Annotated in this window: 17 protein-coding genes and 1 tRNA gene; 7 read left to right on the top strand and 11 right to left on the bottom strand. The window is 42.7% G+C overall.

All coding sequences use genetic code 11. From position 1 onward, the window contains the following. Positions 1-216 precede the first annotated feature (216 nt). The 6 genes from V7K55_RS18685 to V7K55_RS18660 all read right to left on the bottom strand — a co-directional run bounded on the left by V7K55_RS18685 (position 217) and on the right by V7K55_RS18660 (position 4,705). Entirely contained in the window at positions 217-477 is a 261-nt protein-coding gene (locus V7K55_RS18685; protein ID WP_334833947.1) for a hypothetical protein, read from the bottom strand. A 13-nt stretch (positions 478-490) separates the two neighbouring features. After that, positions 491-1,645 carry an Arm DNA-binding domain-containing protein gene (locus tag V7K55_RS18680; RefSeq protein ID WP_334833945.1) on the bottom strand — a complete coding sequence of 385 codons (1,155 nt, stop codon included), beginning with the start codon at positions 1,643-1,645 and terminating at the stop codon, positions 491-493. A 187-nt stretch (positions 1,646-1,832) separates the two neighbouring features. Further along, a tRNA-Phe gene (locus tag V7K55_RS18675) sits at positions 1,833-1,905 on the bottom strand. 75 nt (positions 1,906-1,980) lie between these two features. Beyond that, positions 1,981-2,850, bottom strand: coding sequence for a metal ABC transporter permease (locus V7K55_RS18670; RefSeq protein WP_334833943.1), 870 nt, complete (start codon positions 2,848-2,850; stop codon positions 1,981-1,983). Between the two features lie 11 nt (positions 2,851-2,861). Continuing rightward, positions 2,862-3,638 carry a metal ABC transporter ATP-binding protein gene (locus tag V7K55_RS18665; RefSeq protein WP_334833941.1) on the bottom strand — a complete coding sequence of 259 codons (777 nt, stop codon included), beginning with the start codon at positions 3,636-3,638 and terminating at the stop codon, positions 2,862-2,864. Between the two features lie 56 nt (positions 3,639-3,694). Continuing rightward, positions 3,695-4,705 carry a metal ABC transporter substrate-binding protein gene (locus V7K55_RS18660; protein ID WP_334833939.1) on the bottom strand — a complete coding sequence of 337 codons (1,011 nt, stop codon included), beginning with the start codon at positions 4,703-4,705 and terminating at the stop codon, positions 3,695-3,697. 333 nt (positions 4,706-5,038) lie between these two features. On the opposite strand from V7K55_RS18660, the gene V7K55_RS18655 reads away from it, so the two are divergent. Further along, positions 5,039-6,661 carry an iron uptake porin gene (locus V7K55_RS18655; RefSeq protein ID WP_334833937.1) on the top strand — a complete coding sequence of 541 codons (1,623 nt, stop codon included), beginning with the start codon at positions 5,039-5,041 and terminating at the stop codon, positions 6,659-6,661. 308 nt (positions 6,662-6,969) lie between these two features. Here V7K55_RS18655 and V7K55_RS18650 read toward each other — a convergent pair whose 3' ends face one another. The 3 genes from V7K55_RS18650 to V7K55_RS18640 form a co-directional block, all read right to left on the bottom strand. Next, positions 6,970-7,965: an ankyrin repeat domain-containing protein gene (locus tag V7K55_RS18650; RefSeq protein WP_334833935.1), complete on the bottom strand. Its 996-nt coding sequence runs from the start codon at positions 7,963-7,965 to the stop codon at positions 6,970-6,972. A gap of 70 nt (positions 7,966-8,035) precedes the next feature. After that, a complete protein-coding gene (locus tag V7K55_RS18645) occupies positions 8,036-9,298 on the bottom strand; it encodes a DUF6745 domain-containing protein (RefSeq protein ID WP_334833933.1) in 1,263 nt (420 codons plus the stop codon). Continuing rightward, entirely contained in the window at positions 9,285-9,578 is a 294-nt protein-coding gene (locus V7K55_RS18640; RefSeq protein WP_334833931.1) for a hypothetical protein, read from the bottom strand. Before V7K55_RS18640 ends, V7K55_RS18645 begins: the two co-directional genes overlap by 14 nt. A gap of 411 nt (positions 9,579-9,989) precedes the next feature. Between V7K55_RS18640 and topA the strand changes: the two genes are divergently transcribed. The 5 genes from topA to V7K55_RS18615 all read left to right on the top strand — a co-directional run bounded on the left by topA (position 9,990) and on the right by V7K55_RS18615 (position 17,566). Further along, entirely contained in the window at positions 9,990-12,638 is a 2,649-nt protein-coding gene (gene topA, locus V7K55_RS18635) for a type I DNA topoisomerase (RefSeq protein WP_334833929.1), read from the top strand. A gap of 258 nt (positions 12,639-12,896) precedes the next feature. Then, the gene (locus V7K55_RS18630) at positions 12,897-13,037 is read left to right on the top strand and encodes a hypothetical protein (RefSeq protein ID WP_012410890.1); all 141 of its coding nucleotides are present in this window, start codon (positions 12,897-12,899) and stop codon (positions 13,035-13,037) included. Between the two features lie 7 nt (positions 13,038-13,044). Beyond that, the gene (gene aroQ, locus V7K55_RS18625) at positions 13,045-13,509 is read left to right on the top strand and encodes a type II 3-dehydroquinate dehydratase (RefSeq protein WP_334833927.1); all 465 of its coding nucleotides are present in this window, start codon (positions 13,045-13,047) and stop codon (positions 13,507-13,509) included. A gap of 95 nt (positions 13,510-13,604) precedes the next feature. Next, positions 13,605-14,546 carry an ADP-ribosylglycohydrolase family protein gene (locus V7K55_RS18620; protein ID WP_334833925.1) on the top strand — a complete coding sequence of 314 codons (942 nt, stop codon included), beginning with the start codon at positions 13,605-13,607 and terminating at the stop codon, positions 14,544-14,546. A gap of 317 nt (positions 14,547-14,863) precedes the next feature. Next, a complete protein-coding gene (locus tag V7K55_RS18615; RefSeq protein WP_334833948.1) occupies positions 14,864-17,566 on the top strand; it encodes an HD family phosphohydrolase in 2,703 nt (900 codons plus the stop codon). Positions 17,567-17,596: 30 nt separating this feature from the next. Here the strand turns inward: V7K55_RS18615 and V7K55_RS18610 are convergent, their stop codons facing one another. Next, positions 17,597-19,585: an ATP-binding protein gene (locus V7K55_RS18610; protein WP_334833923.1), complete on the bottom strand. Its 1,989-nt coding sequence runs from the start codon at positions 19,583-19,585 to the stop codon at positions 17,597-17,599. Then, positions 19,582-20,859: a DUF4255 domain-containing protein gene (locus V7K55_RS18605; RefSeq protein WP_334833921.1), complete on the bottom strand. Its 1,278-nt coding sequence runs from the start codon at positions 20,857-20,859 to the stop codon at positions 19,582-19,584. Before V7K55_RS18605 ends, V7K55_RS18610 begins: the two co-directional genes overlap by 4 nt. A gap of 721 nt (positions 20,860-21,580) precedes the next feature. On the opposite strand from V7K55_RS18605, the gene V7K55_RS18600 reads away from it, so the two are divergent. Continuing rightward, the coding region (locus tag V7K55_RS18600) for a serine/threonine protein kinase (RefSeq protein ID WP_334833919.1) at positions 21,581-23,075 on the top strand (1,495 nt) is incomplete at its 3' end.

Below are 23,075 nucleotides of genomic sequence, written 5' to 3'. Positions count from 1 at the left end.
ACTTAAAGCTTATGAGTATTTTTGTTTACTCGTATCACAGAGCAATTACATCATACTTTATGCTACATTTTGAAGTGCGGAATGTGGGATACAAATAAGCTGCGTAACAGCTTATTCATACTCTGAGAGATTAATTTCTTTTTTGCTAATAGATTTCAAAAAAGGATCATCCTCTTTTCCTTTAGTGAACAGAAAGCATTTAGCAAGTTCAACACATTAATCTTTGTATCCTACCCAAATGTCCATAACTCCGTGACAAAGGTTTTTTCCTCCATCTAATAATTTTGGATTTGGTATCCCAGATATAAAAAATGCAATTTGCTCTTCTTCTGTTCCGTTAGGAGAACCAACTGAACAGTAGCAATACTCTACATCAGAAATTGAAAAATTTCCTCTTAGTGTTGTAGATAAACATTTGAGATAACAATACCTTCCTATGAACAGAGATTTTTCTTGTTCACTTGATTGATTTATCATTAATGAACTCCTCCTATGAAAGGTCAGGTGGTCTTAAATTTGTAAAGTTAGTAGCACCGTAGTGATTGTCAATCATCTTGGCGGATGTTCCCGTCCATCGCCCGATCGCTGTACTGTTAATATGTGATTCCACACACAAACTGATAAAGGTATGTCGTGTCTGGTAGCTTTTGCGATAGGGAACGCAGCATTTGGCTAACATAGACTTCCATGCACGATTAGAAAAGTTGTGATGGTCGATAAATTTTTCTTTTGGACTGGTAAAAATTAATGCTTCAGCATTAGGTTCTATAGGCCTAATCTCATCCAAAATCGCTTTTAGTTCCGAATTAATTGGGAAATCTCGCTTTCTTTGTGTTTTCAGTCCCTCTTTTAACACTAAGCCGTGTTCAGAGACAACAACTGATTCCCGGAACTGAACCACATTATTAGTGATGTGTTTCCACTTCAAAGCGATTGCCTCAGATGGTCTACATCCTGTAAAGAAAAGGAAGCGGACATAGTGAGTGTAGTGGCTGTAATGGCGATCGCTAGCAAAAGTACGAATAATTAAATCTCTTTCTTTTTTACTGAAAGGATTAACATCTTGTTCTTCAGTAGCACCTTTGGGTGTTTTGATTTTCATCGCAGCAAAAGGGTTCGTGTCGATTAACCCCTCTTCCATTGCCCAATTACAACAAGCTTTGAACTGAATTAGACAACGTTTAGCAGCATCTGGAGTTAAATTGGCTAAAAGATAATCTCGAATAGCAGATGCTTCATCTAGCGATCGCGTTGGTAACTTAGCAATGTGATTCCGATGCTTGGCAAAATCTTTGACGTACGTACTAGGACTAATTTGCGGTTTCTTGAACTCGCTATACCTATCCCAAAGTTCATTTAAATTGGGTTTAGGCTTCTTGATGGGTGTAACGGGTGTAATCGTACTTAAAGCAGATTGAGGTTGGTACTTCTCTAGAGTTAAGTCTAATCGCTCGCAGAGTATATCTTTCTCAATCTCAGAGGCCTTAAGTTCAGCCAATTTACGGTTATTTGGGGTATCTGCTAAACCAGTAGAGATGTAATAACGCTTGCCCCTATATCTGAACCGTAACTGCAATCGCTCATTAGAGTTAAGGATAGAGACAGAACCTTTAGATGCCCGCCCTGTAGGAGTTTTGGAGAACATAGCTTTATTAAGGTGTAATTACTCCTCTACTCTATCTCTTTTACACCCACTTTACACCCGTTTTTTGTCTAAAGGTATCCAAAAATGTCCAAAATTTATCTTGAATTTAGTACGCTAGCTCTCTATTAGTTAGCACTTAATAAACTGAAAACCCTTGAAACTCAATAGTCTCAAGGGTTTTTGTAAATGCCAGGAACCGGACTTGAACCGGTGACACGAGGATTTTCAGTCCTCTGCTCTACCAACTGAGCTATCCCGGCTGGGGCTTTTGTGAGCCACGATTAATAAATGTAGCAAACATCCAAGAATATAGCAAGCCCTTGGAGAAAAAAGATTTAGACAGCTTTCAAATTCAACTTAAACCAGATGAAAACCGCTACAAATAGCAGAAATTGGACAAGAACAATACTTGGGCCAGAAGCAAAGTTGAAAATGCCTGAGACAATGATGCCAGCAATGCTGCTAATGGAACCAACTATCACCGATATGACTAGAAAGCGGCTAAAGTGGTGACTCATCAATTTGGCGGTAGATGCGGGAATAACCAAAAAAGCGTTCACCAGTAAAACGCCGACAGCTTTAATGGCTACAGCAACGGCAAGTGAAAGCAAGACTACAAAGATGTAGCGGTACAACTGGACGGGAATACCTTGAACTTGCGCTACATCAGGGTTAAGGGTCAATAAAATTTGCTGTCGCATGGTTGAGAGTAAAAATATGCTACCTCCCATAAGTACCAGCAACGTCAAAATCAAATCTGTGGTATCGATCGCTAGAATATCGCCGAATAGCACAGCCATCAAGTTGCCACGATATCCTTTAATTAGGCTCGTGAGAATTAAACCGATCGCTAATGCCCCAGATAGCACTATGCTAAGGACGCTATCGCTACCTAAATCGGTTTTGTCGATGAAGTAAAGGACAATCACCCCAAAAACCAAGGTAAAAGGTAACAGCATCCAAGTAGGATTTATTTGTAGCAGCACACCTAACGCCACACCTACTAATGCTGCATGACCAACCGCATGGCTAAAAAAGGACAACTGGCGCAAGGTGACAAAAGTGCCCAACATCCCGCCAAGTATTCCCATTAACACAGCACCCACGATCGCGCGCTGTATAGAGGGAAGTTGTAACAACTCTAGCAAGTCATTACTACTAGCGATCGCAAGCCAAGGTATCTGACAATGATCGAAGAAATTCATACTTATGGGTATTAATGTTGGTGCTGGTAGCGACTGAAACCTGGCCCGTATGTTGCTAACAGGTTTTGCGGTGAAAGGGCAATTTCTGGTTTACCAGTACAAACAATGCTTTGGTTGAGGCAAAGCACGCGATCGCAATGGCGATTTACCATATCAATATCATGAGAAACTTGTAATACCGTCCAACCCTCTTCCCGCTTTAATTCATTTAGCAAAGCGTAAAAATCTGCTGAACCTTGCACATCAACACCAGCAAAGGCTTCATCAAGTACCAATAGTTTCCGAGGCATTACTAAACAATAAGCTAATAAAACCCGCTTAAGTTGACCCCCGCTAAGAGTACCAATAGCTTGATGCTGTAAATGATAAGCATCAGTTCGCCGTAAAGCTTCTACTACTGCTGCCGATTTTTCTCTGTCTTGTCTCCACAGCTTGGAGAAAAATAAATCGCCTTTTCTCGCTTCCTTAGTCCATCCAAGTCCAACTAACTCACTAACAGAAATAGGAAAGCTGCGGTCAAAAATGAAATTTTGCGGCATATAGCCCAATAAATGACGTAAACGCCCCAACCTTGCAATTGGACGACCTAAAATTTCAATCGTACCAGCACTTCGAGGTATCAAATCTAAAACCGCTTTTACCAGAGTACTTTTGCCAGCACCATTGGGGCCAACTATGGCTGTATCTGTTCCTGGGAACAATTCAAATGAAACATCTCGAACAGCAAGATAACTACCTTGATAGACAGTTAATTTTTCTACTTTTAAAATAGCAATGTCATTAGTCATGGGTTATTGGTTATTGGTCATTGATCATTGGTCATTAGTTTTCACAAATGACAAACCTATTTACATGATGTTTCCAAAATTTGTAAGTTAGCTCTCATTGCTTTGAAATAATGCTGCGGATCTGTTTCGCCAGTTTCCAGGGAATCCAGAGGACGCAAAGTTAATTTCAAGTCTTTGGAAAGGCTACTTAGGAGTTTGTTATCTACTCCTGGTTCACTAAATAAAGCTTTAACTTTGTACTTTTTCACAGCATTGACTGCATTTTGCACATCCGTCGGTGAAAGTTGATCTTCGGGAATTTGCACCACAGCAACTTGTTTGAGGTTATAGCGTTTAGCTAAATATGGAAATGCATCATGAAAAGTAATAAAGGTACAACTAGGAGTCTTCTGTAAAGTCTGCTGAAATTCACCATTTAAACTTTCTAATTCTTTAATATAAGCCGCAGCATTAGCCTCGTAAGTAGCTTTATTTGCCGGGTCAGCAGCAATTAATCCATCCCGAATGTTAGTTACCTCTTGTTTTGCCAAAACTGGATCTAACCAAACATGAGGATTACCTTGGGCGTGTTCTTGGTCTTCGTCATTTTTCGCTGTTTTCACAACGGGCGAAATTTCATTTAAGGGTTTAATACCTTTGCTGGCATCAATTTCGACTAATTTGGAATTTTGGGCATTTTTGACAGTATTTTCGAGAAATCCCTCCAAACCTAAACCATTTTTGACTAACACATTCGCAGTTGCGATCGCTTTGACATTTTCGGGTGTCGCTTGGTATTCATGTACCTCCGTACCTGGTGGCACTAGAATTTCTACGTCTCCCACATTCCCAGCTACTGCCTTCGTAAACAAATATATCGGCAAAAATGTTGTCACTATTTTGGTTTTTCCCAACTGCGCTACTGGGGTGGATGTAATAGGCTGTGCTGGCGGCGACTCTTGAGAACTTGCTCCCTGAGTCGGATTTGATTGGCTACAGCCACCAGTCATTGACAACATTAACAGAGCAATTATCGACAAGATGCCGCTTCTTTGTCTGCCTGTTCTAAGTCCTCTGCAATTCCCCATACAGTGTTTTCTCCTCAAAATGGCTGCAACGTCTGCCTCTGTCAAAATTCCTTTTGACAATGAGACTTATTCTAAATTCATACTATAATAATTCTCATTCTCATTCAAGACACATAATATTATTTTGATTTCTCTGTATAATAAGTAACAACAAAGTTTGTCGGATGGTACAGCCCTCAGTAATTTAGTTTTCTCTGAATAATTAGGAATTCTTGACTTTTTTTGTTAAAAAGCTTCCTTATTTCTGATAAAATTGCTGACAAATATTCTCATAAAATACACGTTTAAAAAACGTGGTTTGGGTGTGAATTGGAGATCGGTGTGAGGAGAAAAATGCAAAAATTCTGTAAATATCTGCTAGTTAGTCCAGCAGTCTGCTGTGCATTGCTATTTGTGAATGCTGCTGCATTTGCAGGTGAAACATCTAGTACGTCTGAAATCAATCAACCGCAAGTTTTAGCTAATCCAGACATGAAAGCTGAGAACATAGCGCCAGATCGGACAATGGCGCAAGTTACTTCTGTGTCTCAATTTTCTGATGTACAACCCACCGACTGGGCATTCCAAGCATTGCAGTCCTTGGTTGAGCGCTATGGCTGTATTGCCGGATACCCAAATAGCACTTATCGCGGTAATCGGGCATTGACGCGATATGAGTTTGCTGCTGGTTTGAATGCTTGTCTCGATCGCGTTAACGAACTGATTGCTACAGCCACAGGCGATTTAGTTAAGAAAGAAGATTTAGCCACATTACAAAAGCTGCAAGAAGATTTTTCAGCAGAACTGACGACACTCCGAGGTCGTGTAGATGCAGTAGAAGCTAAAACTGCTGAATTGGAGGCGCATCAATTCTCAACCACAACCAAACTGAATGGTGAAGTCGTAATTGCGATCGCAAGTGTTGTAAGTGGTAACACAGTTAATGGTCAAAAAGTCAACCAAAATGCTGTCCTTGCAGATCGGGTACGTCTGAACCTCGACACCAGTTTCACTGGAAAAGATTTACTCAGAACACGACTTCAGGCAACAAACCTAGACCCTTTCTCTCAGACTGCTACCTTTACACCAGAAGGTGACTTCCGATTTGCTGGTGGTAACAACAGTAATGGAGTTGTGATAGATGCATTATTGTATCAGTTCCCTCTCGGTAGTAAAACAGGCATCACTCTGGAAGCAAATGCAGGTGCAATTGATGATTTCACTAACACCGTCAACCCATACTTAGATGGGGACGGTGGTAGCGGTGCCCTTTCCCATTTTGGAACTCGCAACCCAATTTATTATCTAGCCAATGGTGCTGGTATCGGAATCAAACATGAGTTCAGTGATAAGCTCGAACTAAGCTTGGGGTATTTAGCGAATGATGCTGCTAACCCTCAACTAGGCTCTGGACTATTCAATGGTGCTTACGGTGCTATGGCACAGTTAACTGTTAAGCCTAGCAACCAAATTACCCTTGGTTTGACCTACCTTAACGCCTACAAAAATACTTTTTTTGCCAATGGTAGTGGTGGTAGCAATAACGCTAATGACATATTGGAGAATGCTTCTAGTAACTCCTATGGTATAGAAGCATCCTTTCAACCTAGCTCAAAATTCGTGATTGGCGGTTGGGCTGGCTTGACCAAAGCTCGCGTCCTTTCGGTTACTCCTGGCGATGCTGACATCTGGAACTATGCCGTCACGCTGGCTTTCCCCGATCTTGGGAAAACAGGTAACATTGCAGGCATCATTGTGGGTATGGAACCTAAAGTTACCAGCGTGAGCGGCTCTCTCAGCAATGCAGGTATTAATAAAGATCCAGACACTTCATATCATATTGAAGGTTTCTATCAATATAAGCTGAGTGACAATATCAGCATCACCCCAGGAGTTATCTGGCTAACAGCGCCAGATCATAATAATCAAAACGATGATATCGTCATTGGTACAGTACGAACCACGTTCACTTTCTAATTTTCTAATTTTCAAATATTAAAATAAGACGCAAGTTAATCCTTTGCGTCTTTTGTTTTGTGTGTGGGTTCAAAAATAAAACCTAACATTCTTGCTGGGCTTAATATTTCAAATATAGCTCCTCCTAAGTCACCCTTAAAAAGAGGGGTTTTGAGGTAATACGGTTCAGTTAAGGCTAAAAATCTATTATCAGAATCGATTTTTTAACGTAGACGCGGAGCGGCTTACCCCAGTGTACTACCAAGGCGCAGAGGACGCAGGTTTAATTGCGATGGCAGAGGAGAGGTTGCTGGTGGTGTGTACAATCCTCACTCTAAACCTTCCCGCGCACCACGATCTAACAGTAACTTAACGATATTTTTGTTACCCTGTGCAACAGCTATATGAAGCGGGCTCTCTCCTCGAAGACCTTTTACATTAACATCAGCACCATACATAACAAAAACTCTCACAATCTCATCATTACCTGAATGCTGAAAAGCACGCAACAGAGGTGTCCAACTTTGATCGTCTGTTAAATTAACTTCTGCGCCGCGCTCCAAAAGAGACTCTACTATATTTAAATTATGAAGGCGTGCAGCTTCAAATATTGGACTACCTTTTGATTCATCTAGGGCATTAACATTAGCCCCACAGTCCAACAAAAGTTCTGTAATATTTTGATGTCCAAACTGGGCTGCCAAATGTAGAGGAGTTTTACCATGTTCACCAAAAGCGTTGACATCTGCACCATGAGCTATTAAAAGCTCACAAATATCTAGGCAACCTATAGCAGATGCACGATGTAGTGGGGAAACGTTTTTAGATTTCATCTTTTCATTAACGTTGGCTCCACAGTTTAGGAGAAGTTTAACAAGATTTTTATTTCTGCCACTGATAGCTGCAATTAACCATGACTCCCCTTTGTTTAACCCTTTTACAAGAAAAGAATTGACATCTAAACCAGAATCTAGATAGTGTTTGACTAATTCAATATCTCCAAGCATCACCGCAATATCTGGCTCCATAACGGCATCATAGTCTAACAGAAGTTGAGCAATCTCCCTATGTTGACCCCAAGCTGCCAGATATAAGGAAGTGCAACCATCTGACGCTTTGGCATCTATCTGCGCTCCCTTAGTAATCAGAAGTTCGACTATATCCTGATGTCCTTGGAAGGATGCTTTGTGCAGGGGTGTTTCACTCGAAGCATCTACAATATGAACGCTTGCACCACTAGTAATCAGCAGTTCTACGATATCTTTATTTCCATAATAAGCAGCAATGAGTAATGCTGAACAAGCTTTTTCTTCAGAGTAAAACATATCAATTAAGTAGCACTATAGTCTTACACTTTTTTAGTATGGTTCTAAATGGGGAAAGTTGCTGAAGCAGCTATGTTTGCACACCAAATGCCTCTGGATCTACACCCCAATTTACCCAGCTAATTGCTTCACGCGCTGATTTCATATTCGGTGGAACTCGCAAGGCGTGAATAAAGCTTGTGCTAGGACAAGTCATTTTTAATAAATAAATTGCTTCTTCATCAACATCATTATCTATTTTTAATAGCGTGTATTCTTGCCAAGTATCTAATTCAATAGCTTGTAGTTCTTGGCAAATTCGGGCATAACCAATACCCTGAATTAACACTCGGCGTAGTTCGGCGTTTTCCTCTGTTAAAAGCCATTGAGATTGCCATTGCTGCGGGTGGATTTTACCGTATTTTTCAGGAAAGGTTACACCGTGATAGGAGTAGAGGCTATATCCATCGGTAAATTCAATGGCGGGTTCACCTTCAGCGTGGAGGCGGTTTTCATTGTCAAAGCGCAGGTGAAGGGGGCGATCGCAGATAATTGCTACTTTTTCAAAAGCAAAAATCCAGCCACATTCTATAATCAGTGATTGATGGTGCTGGAATTTTTTCACATCATAATCAAAATTTAATACTCTAAAACAAAAATCTAATACACTAGTTGATGTAGCCTTTCTATCTGGTTGCCAGCATTTATCATAAACGTCCGTTATATCAGATTCTAAACGTGTTTTTAGAGAAGCTCTTAATCGCTTTCCAATCCGGTTCGGTAATTTTCTCCAATATTGATTTTGTAACCTTTCGTTGATTTTGATCAGAAGTTCGGGCTTTAGATGTCTATAGAAGAGTCTATGTCCGTCGTCCCAACCGTTACTATATAATTCTAAGAAAAGAGTCTCGTATATATTATCTGGTATATCTGGTAGTCCCTGAAATATTGATGACTCTATTAATTCATGAGAAAAGACTATTTGTTTAACGAGCGGCTCTGGGAGAGGCTGAAATACTTTTTGTTGTTTTATTCGGCTGCTTATAAATGATTTTTTGCGGCTTATAAATGATTTTTTTAATCTACTAATAACTGAGAATTCAAGTTTCTGTCTCAATTGGTCATTCTGATGGTCAATTTTATCCAGAAATATCTTACTGAAAGCAGCATACGGACTATCACAAAAAACAATTTCAGGTACTTCAAAGCCAAAGGCAGCATAAGCAACTTTTAAGGCTTCAGAGGCTTTTTCACGATCAATACGCTGAGTTGAAAGCGCGATCGCTCTCCACTTTTCCCGATAAACTGGAATCAAAGCCTCTTGCTCAGGCGTTAAATTTTCAATCAGCGACATAACGCCAACCTTCAGGCTCGTATTCCCTCTGAATTTTCACCATCCAGTCACCTTGGGGAATAGAAATAGCTTTATGCTCCTCGTGAGCTAGCAATGCCGACTCTGAAAACACACGTAGATAAAGTGTGCTATCTTTCTCGTATAATTCTGCCTTACCCTTAGTAATGCGATGCTTATGCCCCGTAACTTCGCCTTCTGCCAAAATTAAGTGAGGTATTTTTTGTCCTTCAATTTGCTGCACAGGCAGTAAAATTACATCACCTTGACGAATCGGTTTCATGGTTTTGCTTTCCTGACATGGGTACAAACCCCACTTCGCTTTTGCTCTCAAATTTGGTTTAATTTTGGCACAAGCTATATGAAAGTGTGAATTGGGAATTTAGAATTGGGCATTGGTTATTTTCTTTGTCGTCCCCATTCCCCATTCCCAAAGAAAGATATTTTCAAAACTGTAGTCGCCAATTATGCGTTAGATAAGTTAAAGATTGAAATAGCTGGAAATTCATACCCAGCGTTTCCCTCTCTATCCTTTGGGACAGACTGGGGCATAAGTTCACAGGGTTTTCTCCTAAGCAGACAGTTTATGTGAGGATTAAATCACCGCCCTAAGCGCGACTTATCTTGACAATTTGCAAAAATTACCTCAATTTGACTGTTTAGCTTAGTAGCTATTCTTTTTATTAAAATTTCCATGTCAACTCTCGTCATCGTCGAATCTCCAACCAAAGCTCGTACCATTCGCAACTACCTGCCAGCAGGCTATCGGGTGGAAGCGTCTATGGGTCATGTGCGTGACTTACCCCAGTCGGCTAGTGAAATTCCTGCTGCCGTCAAGGGGGAAACATGGGCGCAGCTAGGGGTAAATGTGGACGCCGACTTTGAACCGGTATATGTTGTCCCGAAAGACAAAAAGAAAATTGTCACCCAGCTTAAAGAAGCCCTTAAAGATGTAGATGAACTGATTCTGGCAACGGACGAAGACCGGGAAGGTGAAAGCATTAGTTGGCATTTATACCAATTGCTGAAGCCGAAAGTTCCGACTAAGCGGATGGTGTTTCACGAAATTACCCAAGAGGCGATCAAAAAAGCTCTGAAAAACTGCCGCCAAATCGATGAGCAGTTGGTTCGCGCCCAAGAAACCCGGCGGATTTTAGATCGACTGGTGGGTTATACCCTGTCTCCCTTGCTATGGAAAAAAATCGCCTGGGGATTATCTGCTGGGCGGGTACAATCTGTAGCCGTGCGGCTTTTAGTCACTAGAGAACGCCAACGTCGTGCTTTCCATGAGGGTGCATACTGGGATTTGAAAGCCAGTTTGTCAAAGGAAAAAACCCCCTTTGTTGCCCAGTTGGTAACATTGGCAGGAACTAAAATTGCTAACGGTAGCGATTTTGACGCAGCGACAGGACAAATTACCGCAGGTCGTAATGTCTTGTTGCTCAACGAAGACGAAGCGATCGCACTCAAGGAACGCCTAACGGGGAAAACCTGGAGTGTTAGTGACATAGAGGAACGCCCAGTAACGCGCAAACCGTCGCCACCGTTCACCACCTCGACGCTGCAACAAGAATCCAACCGGAAATTGCGTCTCTCAGCCCGTGACACGATGCGGGTTGCCCAGAATTTGTACGAGCAAGGGTATATTACTTATATGCGGACAGATTCAGTGCATTTGTCAGATCAAGCGATCGCAGCTGCTCGAAGTTCTGTAGAAAAGCTTTACGGTCAACAATACCTCAGTCCCCAACCCCGACAATACACCACTAAATCCAAGGGCGCACAAGAGGCGCACGAAGCAATTCGTCCAGCCGGTAGCACTTTTCGCACCCCCCAAGAAACTGGTTTAGGCGGTCGAGAACTTGCTGTTTACGATTTAATTTGGAAGCGGACTGTCGCCTGTCAAATGGCTGATTCCCGCCAAACTCAAATTAGTGTCCAATTGCAAGTTGAGGATGCTGGATTCCGTTCTTCTGGCAAACGGATTGAGTTTCCTGGATACTTACGCGCCTACGTCGAAGGTTCAGACGACCCAGAAGCAGCCCTAGAAGACCAGGAAGTAATTTTGCCGAATCTGAAAGTAGGCGATCGGCCAAATTGTACAGAACTGGAAGCTGTTGGACACGAAACCCAACCGCCAGCTAGATACACCGAAGCTTCTTTGGTGAAAACCTTAGAAAGTGAAGGTATCGGTCGTCCCAGTACTTACGCCAGCATCATTGGCACCATCATCGACAAAGGTTATGCCCATTTGGTGAGTAACGCTCTTATTCCCACCTTCACCGCTTTCGCCGTTACCGATTTACTGGAAAAACATTTCCCGGACATCGTTGACCCCAGCTTTACCTCAAAGATGGAGCAAACTCTTGATGATATAGCCACAGGTGAAGCGAAATGGCTGCCCTACTTGCAGAAATTTTATCTAGGAGAAAAAGGGCTGGAAACCCTGGTCAAAGAACGGGAAAGTCAAATTGATGCCAGCAAAGCTAGGACTGTGGAACTGGAAAATCTAGATGCCAAAGTCCGCATTGGTAAATATGGCCCCTACATTGAAGTCGAAAATGGTGAGGGGGTGATCACCGCTTCAATTCCCAAAGACCTGACACCAGCCGACCTCGACCCCAAACAGGTAGAAGTGTTGCTGCGACAAAAAATCACAGGCCCCGATCAGGTAGGTCGCCATCCCGAAACTGGCGAACCGATTTATGTGAAAATTGGCGCTTATGGGCCTTATGTCCAGTTAGGTGACAAAACCGACGAAAATCCCAAACCGAAACAAGCCTCCCTACTCAAAGGTGTCACCCCAGAAACTGTTACCCTAGAAATGGCTGTTGGTCTATTGGCACTACCCCGGACATTAGGAGTTCATCCAGTCAGTGGTAGCAAAGTCCAAGCAAGTTTGGGGCGCTTTGGCCCTTATGTAGTTCATGACCAGGGTAAGGAAGGGAAAGATTACCGTTCCCTAAAAGCTGCTGATAATGTATTGACAATTAGCCTAGAACGTGCATTGGAATTATTGTCCGAACCAAAAAAGGGACGCAGTTCCACCAACAGCAAGTCCAAGACAGCCTTGCGTGAATTGGGTACACATCCAGAGGACGGAGAAACAATTAACATCTACGATGGCCCTTATGGCCCTTACATTAAGTATGGTAAAACTAATGTGAGTATCCCAGAAGGTCAAACGGTAGAAGATATAACTTTATCCGAGGCGCTGAACTTGTTGGCAGCTAAGACATCGACAGCGAAATCGACTCGAAAAACGACTAAATCAACGAGTTCCAAATCTAAGTCAACTGCTAAGTCAACGACGGCTACGAAAAAAAAGGCAACAGAAGGTTAATCGCAAGTCAAGAGTCCAAAGTCCAATCTTTAACTCTTGACCCTTGATATCCATCCTTGATAGGATGCAGTTCGGTAGGTTGCAAGTGTGATACTCTAAAAAGTAAGGGAGAACACAACGCCAAATTTTAGAAGTGGCTTATGTCCCAAATACGGGATTGTGTTTCAGCCCGATTGGAGGCCAGAGGTGCGACAATATGCCATTTTCTGCGTACCTGTTAATCAAAAATTGAGGTAGTATCTCAGGAGCGTTCAGTTCATGGACTATATAGAAAAGGTGCTGGAAAAGCTTAAGGAATTAGCACGCAGGCTAATTGAGAGCCTGTTAGGGCCAGAGGCGGAACCGGAACCGGAACTGATTCCGATTCCTGTGAACGATCGCTCGCGTCGTCGTCACTAGACCCAAAGTGCTGAACTCGACGTTGCAACCCTTAAGCATTCTGGCACTGCATGGGCCAAACTTAAATTTGCTAGGACAGCGAGAACCAGGAATTTATGGTTCGTTGACACTAGCCGAAATTAACCGCCTGTTAGACGAAGAAGCATTCAAGTTACAGGCGAAAGTTTTTCCTTTGCAGTCAAATCATGAAGGAATTTTGGTAGATAGTATTCATGGCGCATTAGGACTACATCAGGGAATTTTGATTAACGCAGGGGCGTATACTCACACCAGTGTGGCATTGCGAGATGCGATCGCGGCTGTTAACTTGCCTACAGTCGAAGTACATCTGAGTAATATATACCGCCGGGAAGATTTTCGCCATCATTCGTACATCGCCCCAGTTGCGATCGGGCAAATAAGTGGTTTTGGTGTTCAAAGTTACTTGTTGGGCTTACAAGCTTTGGTAAATCATTTGAGAGTTAAGAGTTAGGAGTAGAGACGCGATTTATCTCGTCTGTAGTAAAGTTAAGAATTAGCAATTTTTCATTAACTCCTCAATTCTCACTTTTAACTACATAATTATTTATGCTTTACTCTCCTATCAGTCGGTTTAGAGGTGCTTTCCTTGGAGCATTTCTGGGGGTAAGTTTAGCATCTGGTGGTATGCAGTCTCAGAGTTACCTAGATTTGGGCAGAATGGCAATTCTAGGAACTGAGAGTTTGATTGCGTTGGGTAAATTAGATTTAGATGATTGGATAGCGCGTCGGCAACAAGAATCTCTTCATTTAGCAGCAACTGATGATATATCAATAAAAATAATTATTGCCACACTACCAGTAGCACTTTTTTTTCACGAAAATCCGATTAAGCTCCGGCAAAACTTGCTGCTTGTACTCAAAATCTGGGAGGATGACCCAGTAGTAAGGGATGGAACACTAGCAATAGCTTATGCAATATCTCTTGCCCTAACTGAAAAACTCAACCCTCTAACCTTAATCCCGCAAACAATTTCCTTTCTCGGTGAAACACCCACATCAATACCAAAAAAATTATTAGCAGTCCAGAATTTATTAGAGCAAGGGGCGGGATTGTCAAGGGCGCAAGCTGAGTTTGCTAAAAAAGAAAAACTCAGTAACACTATTGCTATGGCATTTTACTGCTTTTTAAGCACCTTAGAAGACTTTCGCCTTGCAGTTTTGCAAGCTAATCGCAATAGCAATCCTAAAGTAGAAGAAGTTACTTCCCTAAGCTCACAGGCTACAAGTGCAATTACTGGTGCTTTATCAGGAGCATACAATGGTATGGGCGGAATCCCTGTAAATTGGCAAGTTTCGCTCTTGCAAAGGAATTCTCCAGTTTGGGGAATAACTAGTTTTTCCCAAATGCTACAATTAATCGATGCATTTGTGGCGGTGTGGTCAGGAGTGTATGATATTGCCCTAAATCCAAGGGAGTTAACACAGGAAGAAGGTGAGGTGGCTTTGCTTTCAGTTTACGCAGCTCCTCGTGTAATTCGGTCGCGTTAATCCTTTTTCACCGAACAAGTGCTGACTAAAAACCCTCAGAACTAGCTTGACAAAGTATTCGTACATCTTGGCTCAAATCCACTTACCATTTCAATTAATAAGGCTTGGGGCTTTTGCCCCTTATTACAGTGTACTAGTCTTATATATACTAGAATTTCTCCGCAAACCCTCGGACAGATTCTGTAGGTAATTGTTGTGGCAAATCAGCTTCAATTAGCCTTAGCCTCCGTCACCGTAGTTGTAATAGTAGCAGATCAAACTTCCCTGGTGATTGTCTTTTTTTGAGCTATCAAAGTAGGTAATTGCAGGCAGAGATAATAAAAATGCAGCAATTTTTGCAGTTCTTAACCCAGCAATTGACTCACTGGCGGCGACAGTACAAAGGACTACGCCGTAAAGGAAAGTTAATGAGAAGTTCCAGAAGCAAAAGCCATAGAAGAGAACTTCTAAGGACTATTCTGAAGAATATAATCTTATTTTTCTCAAAAACCAATGACAAAAGCGGTCGTCGAAAACAAGAAACAGCGCTCAAGTTAAAGGCAAAATTGGTAAAAACTAAGAGGAGTATTTATAAAGTTTGTTTAGATTGGGTACACGAACAGCGTTCCTTGGTAATTTTAGCGATCGCTATACTATCCCTCACAGGTATTCTTGGGCAAAAATTATATAACCAAACTCAACTCAAAGTAGGATATCCCGCGCCCCAGACGATTATAGCGCCTTACACAACTAGCATCGAAGATCGCAAACAAACAGAAGCCGAGCGCAAAGCAGTCAGTAAAAGTTCCTTACAAGTGTTGATGCTTGATTCGCGAATGAACGAACAAATCAACGAAAATTTGCAAAAAGTTCTGGATGATAGCAACGAAATTCGCGTCGTTGCTGGAGCTTTTCCTTTTTTTGATCCTGTCGTCTTGTCTATCTCTACCCAGCGTTACCTCCGCTCTTGCTCTGATTCAGAATGGCAAGCACTGTTATTGGCTGTAGAAAATAGCAAAAATCAGCAGAAGAAAGGAACAGGACGAACCGTTATCTCATCCCGTCCATTATCTATTGCACCCAATCAGGAAGGCCAACCGCATACAACACCAATGCCGGAGAAGACACGAGTTGATTTTTCTCAAAACACTGATTTTACTCAAGCAGTTGCAGAACTAGAATCTTACCGCCTCACAACTTCTGAGAAAAACTTGTCTTTACTGATTGCCCAAATTTCGCAAACACGCAAAAGATACACCCAAGCGACTGCCAAACTTTTACAGTTAGAGATTATTACGCCAGAAACAGTATACGAGGAATCCTTACTTTTGGATTTGTCAGATGTAGAGTGGGAAAAAACACAAAGGGGAATCTATCAGAGTGCAGAGCGGATTCTCGCTCAAGGCATCCCACGGGGACTGCCACAAAATATCTTGCAGGATGCGGTGAGTTTACAATTGCAGTCCTTTGTACCAGAATCTGCCGAACCTTTAGCAAAGAACCTGTTGGTAGCTGTACTCAAGCCGAATCTGCAAGCAGATGAAGAACAAACGAGAGAAAACGCTAAAAAGGCTGCTGCTGGAGTGTCACCTGTGATGGTGAAGTTCCGGTATGGTGAGGTAATTGTTAAAAAAGGAGTGCAGATTACTGCATGGGACTTTGATGTGTTGGAGCATTATCACCTAGTTCACCGCGAGGTGAAATGGCAGGATTTGGTGAAGTTGGGAGGCGTAATTGCGATCGCCATTGGTATTTTTGTCTGGGTAGAACGACATATTGATTACGAATTGCGACAACGCGATCGCCTATTGGTCTTATTACTAACTCTAAGTGTCCCAGGATTGGTAACAATGGGATTGCCTTATACTACCTGGAGCGCCCTTGGTTTATTGTTGGGAAGCTACTATGGGCGGACTTTGGGATTAACAGTTGTTGCCCTGCTGTTGCCGATATTAGCTATCAGCTTCGATATGAGCAAAGCTGCACTTTTAGCTGGCACAGGTGGGGCAATATTAGGTAGTTACGTCGCCCAACGATTGCGATCGCGTGAAGAATTGGCATTATTAGGGGTTGCGATCGCCTTAACTCAAGGCAGCATTTATCTGGTTGTTAAAATCTTAATTGGTCAAGCATTTGCTTCAACCTGGTATATTGTCCTCCGAGAAGCCGGATTTTTTGCTTTATCTGGTTTAGGCTGGAGTGTTGTAGCTTTAGGGTTGAGTCCTTATCTCGAAAAAGTTTTCGATTTAGTCACCCCCATCCGCCTGGCAGAACTGGCGAACCCTAACCGCCCTTTATTAAAACGACTAGCTACAGAGACTCCTGGGACTTTCCAACACACGCTATTTGTAGCTACCCTTGCCGAAGCTGCTGCCAAAGAACTAGGATGCAACGTTGAGCTAGTCAGGGCTGGTGCATTATATCACGATATTGGCAAAATGCACGACCCTCTTGGTTTTATTGAAAATCAAATGGGGGGGCCGAATAAACATGATACAGAAATTAAAGACCCTTGGAAGAGTGCAGAGATTATCAAAAAGCATGTAACTGAAGGGTTGGTGATGGCGCGTAAACACCTTTTACCGACAGCGATTCAAGCTTTTATTCCAGAGCATCAGGGAACGATGCTGATTGCCTATTTCCATCACCAATCCCAGCAAATGGCTCAGTCAGATCCAAGTTTAACGGTGGACGACGCAGATTTTCGCTACGATGGCCCAATTCCCCAATCACGGGAAACCGGAATTGTCATGCTAGCAGATTCTTGTGAAGCAGCGCTGCGATCGCTGCAAGCATCGACTTCAGCAAAGCATCAGGGAGAGAAGCGATCGCTCAAAGATGTCTCGCCTGAACAAGCCTTAGCAATGCTGAACAATATTTTGCGTGCCAAATGGCAAGACAATCAACTCGTCGATTCAGGACTAAAACGGGAAGAGATGTTACAAATTGCCCAGATATTTGTAGATGTTTGGCAGCAATTTCACCACAAACGGATTGCTTATCCGAAGTTGAAGGCTAGTGGTACTGCGCGGAATTCATAATCTGATATCTACGACGGACATAGTGCCAAATCACATCCACCCGCCAACTTCCGCATCAGTTAAAGGTTTCTCTAACTTGCTATATTCCGTCTGAGCAGCCCGCAATACGTGTTTCATCTGTACTGCTTCTCCAGCATCGGCAGCGAGGAAAGCTGCATTTAAGGCTATATTACGGATATTACCCCCAGCGACATTTAGCCGTGCTAGTTGCAGGGCATCTAAGTCTGCGGTTGGGGTGTCTGCGGGAAAAACGCGCCGCCAAATCTCGGCTCGTTGTGTTGTGTCGGGGAAGGGGAATTGCACCACGAAGCGAATCCGCCGCAGAAAGGCTGTATCAATTGCACTTTTCAAGTTAGTAGTCAGGACTGCTAAACCTGGGTAGCTTTCCATCCGTTGCAACAGGTAGCTAACTTCAATATTGGCATAGCGATCGCGCGCATCTTTAACTTCACTGCGTTTGCCAAATAAAGCATCAGCTTCATCAAATAACAAAATCACGCCACCTTGTTCGGCAGCATCAAACACCCGGCGCAAATTCTTCTCTGTTTCCCCAATATATTTGCTAACTACTGATGATAAATCAATGCGATAGAGGTCGAGGCGCAATTTCTGAGCCAGTACTTCTGCCCCTAATGTTTTACCAGTGCCGCTAGCACCTGCAAATAAGGCACTGATTCCCAATCCTCTAGCACTTTTGGCAGCAAAACCCCAATTATTATATACAGTACTGCGTTGACGGACATGAGCCGCAATGTCTCGGAGAACTTGTTTTTGGGCCTCTGGTAATACCAAATCTTCCCAATCACCAGATGGCTCAATTCGCTGGGCGAGTTCATCCAAGCGCGGACGTGCTTGCACGCGGCAGGCATCCCATAAAATGCTAGTGATATCGTTGTCTGGTGTTTGGGCTAACTGCCCTGCGGCTTCTGCACAAGCCGCGCGAATGGTTGCGGCACTTAGGTTAAACTGATCCACTAGGGTTTTAATTTGCCCATTGATTTGCGGTGCAATTGAACCTAATGCATCTTGCCAAACTGTACCTTGTTCTTTGGTAGTTGGTTGATGTACGTCAAAATTAACTACCAGGCGTTGTCCTAGTCCAATACGTTCCCGACTTGTAACTATTAAAAAGCCTTTTATCCGTTCGATGAAACGTGCGATCGCATTTAGCCGCGCTATATCATTAGTATCGAGATCGTTGCAATCTATAAGTAACGCACACTTACTTAAAATCGTCTCCCGAGTCCACAGGCGAATGAGATTATCTAACTCGCTAGGTACTAATGGAATCACTTGTGCAGGCATTACCCACAAGTTTAAACCCTGGAGTTGACAAATTATTGCGGCAATGCCGCGTTTGCTAGTAGTTTCAACACCACATAACTGAACAATTGGCAAGCTATTAACCTTATAAGCTTGCGACCAAACTGCTGATACTCGCTCGGCTAAATCTTGGTGCGAGGCGACTAAATCGCTAACTGCTTGTAATGGTTCAATAATGCTGGCTAATCGTTCGTCAAGATATTGAATGCCCGTAAGATAATGTAAAATTCGTTCGTCAACTCTTACCGGACTGAGAGTCAGGGCATGACCATCACCAATCTGAATTAACCGCCAATGACGTAAGGGAGCATTTGGAGCGATCGCATCCCAGTGGACATCAGGTAAAGCGGCTAGAGCTAAACTTAGAGTTGGGTAAGCTCGTTGTAAATCCCCGTGCATTATAGCACACAATTTAGCAAAATCTCCATTCAATTCCATACCTGCACACAACAGCAACAAATCGCGTTCAAAGGATGAGAGGCTAAATATTTTGCATACTCTTTCCAATGCCGATGGTGCAGGCATTGCAGCAGCAGCTTCCTGTAACTCCTGCCGTAAATGCTCTTGGTTGTTCTCTACAGATTGATTTTGCTCTTTTGCCGTGTGATTTTCTAAAATACCACGAACCACGGCCAGAGATGCTGATAGATAGCGATAGTTTGCCTCATCCCAATTGCGATTTGTTGTAGCATTCATAGAATAGTCACCTCTGGCGAATCATAACCTCCAGACTGATTCTTCTTGTGCAATGGACTTTCTGCCCCATCTACCTGCACCCGGACAATATAAGTTCCTGGCTTGATGTTTTTGACAGGAATAGTAATTGCATCGGTGTCTTCAGTCCGCGATGCAACCAAGAAAGAGTAAGCGACCGGACTATCACCTGATGCCTCATTGAGTAGCAAAACTACCCGTTGTGCCTTACCAACTTTGGGCTGGAATTTCACGGTCATTTCGGCTGTGCGTAAATTATCGCCGCTATTTTCCACTTGAGCAACAAATGCTGTAATTGTTGGATGAAGGACGAAAGCCGCAACATTTGATTCAACTACATAATCTGTTTGCCCTCCATTGCCCATTGTGAGATGGACAACTTGGACACCTTGCACACTTGCGGATAAATCTGATGGGACTAACAGGCTAATTTGTGTTTCTCTAACATCATGAGGTACTATTAAAGTCTCCGTATTACTTAAACGGATTCGGGTAATCTCACCGCGTAACCGTTTACCACGAATTACTAGTGTTGTACCTGCAACAATAATTTGATCGGTCTTTGCCGGAGCCATAACTTGCTCTATAGTCGGTTGAGACAAGGGCATTATGTAGAAACCTTCAGAATTTTCAGGTTTGCTACTCTCAATTAATACCATTGATGCCAGATAGGTAGCTGAAGGTCGATAGTGTGTTTGTAAAGCAGACCATAATTTAGAAGTTTCTTCCATGTTAAAAAACTCTGGAGTCAGTTTAATCTGCCCAATTTGTTCAGCTAAATCGGATACAGATACACTCGCTACAGCTTGGGAAAAAGCACTTGAGGTATTGGTTGTAGAGGCATTTATCAGAGTATTTTCAATAATATCGGATGTGATAGCTGGTGTTTTGTGTAATAAATGCATTGCATAACCTAGTAAAAGCTCCGACTGAAAATCCTTGGCTCCGTAGGCTGTGAGCAAATAGTGGAGGTCAAGAGCTAGTGGTGGAGTTGGAGAGTGCGGGTTTCCATTAATCCGTGAATGCCTACTCCGAAATTCCTGAGACACCCAATCGACATTGCGATTCTGCGTTACTTGATAGAGAAAGAGGTTAATTTGAGCGCGTTCGTCAGCTTCAACTGAAATTCGATCGGGCGGTAGGGCAGTTACAATTACATCACCAACACTAGCAGCGATCGGATCGCTGACTAAGCCATTTTCCAGCAAGACTTTTAGTACTGCTGTCACGGCGGCTATAGAGAGCACATTACTCATCCTCTTTCCTCATGGCAATAGCACATATTAATCATGTACGCCAGAGTACATTGACAGAATATATTTTGCAAAACTTTAAATATTCTGTAACAGATACTATCGGCACGGCATACAAAAGCACATTGACAACTATTAGTACAGGCTCGCGTAAATCAACTTGGTATATAAAATAACTATAAATCAAGGAAGTTCCCTTGTTAAAAGTAGGCAAAATTCCACAATATTTTACTATTCTGGGTTTGCGCTTTCCCGTTTCATTCCTACCATTTTGTTTGAAGATGCGCCGATAAGACTGATGCAAAACTACAAGCTGTAGCGGCAATTCATGTAAACGCATTTGCAAAGCGTCTCATAGAGTAGCTAGTTCTCTACGAATTCTCCAACATATTACTGGCATGGTATTGGCGCATTATCTCTAAAGGGCAGCCTTACGTAGAATTGGTATGAACACTACTGAAGCTGACAGTCTTGGAGAATTTGCATTAACTTCATCTTAGAAACAAATTTCAACTACCATAAGTCTTAATTTTAAACATTTTATCAAATTGCTAGCATTACTTTAAGTTACTAATATGTTAAGCTGAGTATAATTAGATAAACCGTAAGTAATATATATTACTAGTATTAATCTAGTTTACAAAGTAAGCAATCATATTTGTAATACTAGTAATATCTCTGACTAAAGTTAACACCTTAAAGTAACTAGGATGGGTTGCCGCAGATGAAATCCCCACCTTCTTCAAATTCTTGGATTGGTCGCTTCGTAGGTGATAACGAGCGATACCGTTTAGAAAAACGGTTAGGCGGGGGTGGCATGGGAGATGTCTTCCTGGCAACAGATACCCGTGTAGGTCAGCAGGTAGCGTTGAAGTTGCTCAAAGATACGCTGGTGGCATCACAAGAAATGAGAAAGCGTTTTGAGCGGGAAGTGGCAGTTTGTGCTGCTTTGCAAAGCGACCATATCGTTAAGATTAGTGATTGTGGATTCACCCCGGAAGGCTTTCCATTTTACGTAATGGAATATTTGCGCGGGCAAACGCTCAGACAATTACTGCTACGCGAAAAGCGGTTATCTGTTGGGCGGACGGTGAAAATTATGGCGCAAGTTTGCAAAGGTCTACAGCTTGCCCATCAAGGTGTTACTCTCCAACGGGAGGGCACAAAAAGCACTGAGCATATTCAGGTAGTTCATCGTGACCTGAAACCAGATAATATATTTTTAGTGCCTACAGATTTGGGTGAGTGGGTCAAGGTTTTGGATTTTGGTGTTGCCAAAATTCGGAGTGAATCTTCAGAAAATGCCAATATTACAAATATTACCAGTACCTTTATTGGTACGTTTCGTTATGCGCCTCCTGAGCAAATCCAAAGTGATAAAAACCTGGACGCAAGGGGTGATATTTATAGTTTAGGGATTATTCTTTATGAAATGCTGAGTGCCGCCGATCCCTTTGGTATCAGTATTAAGGGTAGTCATGTCAGCGAGGCTTCTTGGGTATTAGCTCATGCTTATGAGCCACCGAAACCACTGCGATCGCAACCAGGTTGTGAGCATTTGCCGGTACAATTAGAAGCCGTGGTGATGAAATGCCTCCACAAAAACCCGGCTAACCGATTTGCAACGGTAGAAGAACTCAATCAAGCTTTGCAAGCAGCTGCCAAATTTGCCTCTGGACAGGCTACCGGGCAACCGCAACCTTTCTACAATCAAGGTTCAAATCACGAAACTGTTCCCAGACAATCAAACGACGACACTATTCTGCGTCCTCCATCTGGATATAATCAGGGTTCAAATCACGAAACTGTTCCGAGACAATCGAACGACGACACTATTCTGCGTCCTCCATCTGGATATAATCAAGGTTCAAATCACGAAACTGTTCCCAGACCGTTTAACCCGATTCAGCAAAACCAATCTGAGGAAACAGTTTCTCCCCTTCAGCCTAGATACAACCAAGGTTCAAATAACGAAACTGTTCCAAGGCAGTTTAACCCAGTTGAGCAAAATCAACAGAGTCCTGTGAATAATCCAAACACCAGTAAACCGGACGTAACCTTGTATCAACCGCGATCTGGTTCTAATCAAGGCGGACAGCAAGTGCCACCAGATAAAACGTTATATCAACCGCGACCTGGTTCTAATCAAGGCGGGCAACAAGTACCACCAGATAAGACGTTGTTTCAACCGCGACCTGGTTCTAATCAAGGCGGGCAAC

Source organism: Nostoc sp., from assembly GCF_036919895.1.
GTDB lineage: Bacteria > Cyanobacteriota > Cyanobacteriia > Cyanobacteriales > Nostocaceae > Nostoc.
Note: the sequence above shows the minus strand (reverse complement) of the source record. Positions and strands in the feature narration are given on the sequence as shown.

Excerpts from the sequence above, each read along its gene's own strand:
- V7K55_RS18685 (WP_334833947.1), bottom strand. The coding sequence starts at position 477 with ATGATAAATCAATCAAGTGAACAAGAAAAATCTCTGTTCATAGGAAGG.
- V7K55_RS18680 (WP_334833945.1), bottom strand. The coding sequence starts at position 1,645 with ATGTTCTCCAAAACTCCTACAGGGCGGGCATCTAAAGGTTCTGTCTCT.
- V7K55_RS18670 (WP_334833943.1), bottom strand. The coding sequence starts at position 2,850 with ATGAATTTCTTCGATCATTGTCAGATACCTTGGCTTGCGATCGCTAGT.
- V7K55_RS18665 (WP_334833941.1), bottom strand. The coding sequence starts at position 3,638 with ATGACTAATGACATTGCTATTTTAAAAGTAGAAAAATTAACTGTCTAT.
- V7K55_RS18660 (WP_334833939.1), bottom strand. The coding sequence starts at position 4,705 with ATGGGGAATTGCAGAGGACTTAGAACAGGCAGACAAAGAAGCGGCATC.
- V7K55_RS18655 (WP_334833937.1), top strand. The coding sequence starts at position 5,039 with ATGCAAAAATTCTGTAAATATCTGCTAGTTAGTCCAGCAGTCTGCTGT.
- V7K55_RS18650 (WP_334833935.1), bottom strand. The coding sequence starts at position 7,965 with ATGTTTTACTCTGAAGAAAAAGCTTGTTCAGCATTACTCATTGCTGCT.
- V7K55_RS18645 (WP_334833933.1), bottom strand. The coding sequence starts at position 9,298 with ATGTCGCTGATTGAAAATTTAACGCCTGAGCAAGAGGCTTTGATTCCA.
- V7K55_RS18640 (WP_334833931.1), bottom strand. The coding sequence starts at position 9,578 with ATGAAACCGATTCGTCAAGGTGATGTAATTTTACTGCCTGTGCAGCAA.
- topA (WP_334833929.1), top strand. The coding sequence starts at position 9,990 with ATGTCAACTCTCGTCATCGTCGAATCTCCAACCAAAGCTCGTACCATT.
- V7K55_RS18630 (WP_012410890.1), top strand. The coding sequence starts at position 12,897 with ATGGACTATATAGAAAAGGTGCTGGAAAAGCTTAAGGAATTAGCACGC.
- V7K55_RS18620 (WP_334833925.1), top strand. The coding sequence starts at position 13,605 with ATGCTTTACTCTCCTATCAGTCGGTTTAGAGGTGCTTTCCTTGGAGCA.
- V7K55_RS18610 (WP_334833923.1), bottom strand. The coding sequence starts at position 19,585 with ATGAATGCTACAACAAATCGCAATTGGGATGAGGCAAACTATCGCTAT.
- V7K55_RS18605 (WP_334833921.1), bottom strand. The coding sequence starts at position 20,859 with ATGAGTAATGTGCTCTCTATAGCCGCCGTGACAGCAGTACTAAAAGTC.